The sequence below is a fragment of the Halapricum sp. CBA1109 genome (assembly GCF_009741825.1).
GTDB lineage: Archaea > Halobacteriota > Halobacteria > Halobacteriales > Haloarculaceae > Halapricum.
Map to the genome: position 1 here is coordinate 1 of NZ_WPCA01000243.1, position 1,903 is coordinate 1,903.

The following is a 1,903-nucleotide window of genomic DNA, read 5'->3' on the forward strand; positions in this document are numbered from 1 at the left end:
CGAGCGCCGTCCTCGCCGGCGGCGCCGCGACGACGCTCACCGGCGTCCTCGTCCTCGGGTTCCTGCTCGCCAGCTGATCACAGCACGTCGTCCAGTGCCTTGCGGAAGGCCGAGACCCGCGGGAACCGCTCGGCCGGGTCGGTGGCCATCGCCCGGTCGACGACATCTCTGATCCGGTTCGGGATGGCCGAGGTGTCCGGTCCGCCCTCGGAAATCGCCGCCGTGAGGTCCCGCGCCCCGGCGTAGGGGGGTTGTTCGGTCACCAGCCAGTAGGTCAGCGCGCCCAGTTGATACACCGGCGTCTGTGTGGTCCGGCCGCCGTCAAGTTGCTCGGGCGCGGTGTAGTGGGTGACCAGTTGCTCCCCTTCGGCTTCGGCGACGGCGCGAGTCAGCCCCCAGTCGGCCAACCGACCGCGCCAACGGCCGCGAGCGGTGACGAGTCGGACGTTGTCGGGCGAGGCGCCGGCGAGCGGCACGTCGTACAGCGTCGCCGTCTCGTAGGCCGCGGCCACGTCGTCGACGATACGGACCTTCCCGTGGAGGTTCAGTTCGTGGAGGTGATCCAGTAGGCCGCCCGCGCCGGCGGCGTACGCCACCCACGGCGAGGGGCCGATACCGTCGTCGTACACCGTCGCGGCCTGATCGACGTCGCTCATCGCCTTCCAGTGCTCGACGGCTTCGAGGAAGGCGTCGACGACGTCGCTGTCGCCGCTCTTCTCGGGGTCCAACACGGCGATAAGCGCCTCCTCGCCGTCGGTCCAGCCCGCACGATACCGGTGGATGGTCCCCTCGGACAGTTCGACTTCGATGTCGGTCAGGTCCGGTACCGCGGCCGCGAGGGCGCTCGCCGGCGTCGTCGCCCGGACCGTCTCGGCCGTCTCCGCCTCGGGTTCGTCCTCGCCCAGCGGATCGGCCGCCGGGTCGCCGGTGATCGCCTCGCGTTTGAACCGCACCCCCGACCGGTCCAGTTCGTTGCGCACGAATCGGTGGTCGATGGTCCGGTGTAACTCGCCGTCGGGCGTGTACAGCTCGAGGTGCTTGAAGTCGTAGGCCTCCTGGACTTCCCGGCCGTACTTGGCCGCGAGTTCCTGCCGGTCGGTGGTGTAGAAGGGGACGTGACCCTCCGTCGGGATGACGACCCACATCTCGGTGAGGCCGTCGTAGCGGACTGCAAGCCGCTCGAAATCCGGGTTCCAGTAGATGGTCCCGACGCTGGTGTCGGACTCCCAGCGGAGCAGGCAGGGGTGTCGGTCCCGGTCCATCCGGCGTTTCCCGGCCCGCATCGCGTCCATCTGGGCGTCGTAGGTCGCGTACGTCTCGCCGTCGCGGTGGCCGCGGTTGTAGGCTTCGAGCACCCAGCGACCGCCGCCCTCGATCAGCTCCAGCGGCGGCCGACACGGCGGTGGCTCGACGCGCGCGGGGTCCGTCGGATCCGGGACGTCTCGGGGTACCATCCGGCTCTACACGACGTTGGACGCTTGGACCCAAGTATGTTGCTGGTGGACACGTACTTGTCGCTGTGGCCCGGAAGGTGCCGTATGTACACGGGGAAGACCGAGAAGCCGTGCTGTCTGTGTGGGGACCCGGAGACGACCGGACGGTTGGACATCCCGCCCCGCGCCCTCCAGTTGTGCAAACACAGCGACCCGATAGCGTGGCAGGACATCGTCGGCGAGGTGTCGCTGTACTTCTGTGCAAGCGACTGGGAGATGGTCCAGGAGTTGGTGTTGGAGGTGGGCGTGACGCCGCTGCCCCGCTGTAACGCCGGCCGCGCGAGCTTCGACCTCCGGGAGGACTTCGAGGCGCTGCTCAACGACGTGCGCGAGGAACCCAACCAGCGGCCGCTGGAAGCGGAGATGCGCGAGGACGCCGACGCCGCAATCGCGGCCCACGAGGACGGCGA

General features: G+C 69.3%; 2 protein-coding genes. One reads left to right on the plus strand and one right to left on the minus strand.

The annotated features are described in order from the left end of the window. Nucleotides 1-77 precede the first annotated feature (77 nt). Nucleotides 78-1,454: a hypothetical protein gene (locus GJ629_RS15640; RefSeq protein WP_157513832.1), complete on the minus strand. Its 1,377-nt coding sequence runs from the start codon at nucleotides 1,452-1,454 to the stop codon at nucleotides 78-80. An 84-nt stretch (nucleotides 1,455-1,538) separates the two neighbouring features. Between GJ629_RS15640 and GJ629_RS15645 the strand changes: the two genes are divergently transcribed. Then, a partial coding sequence (locus tag GJ629_RS15645) for a hypothetical protein (protein ID WP_157513833.1) occupies nucleotides 1,539-1,903 on the plus strand: 365 nt, incomplete at its 3' end.

Bases quoted from the DNA above. Each gene is read 5' to 3' on its own strand.
- GJ629_RS15640 (WP_157513832.1), bottom strand. From the start codon at position 1,454: ATGGTACCCCGAGACGTCCCGGATCCGACGGACCCCGCGCGCGTCGAG.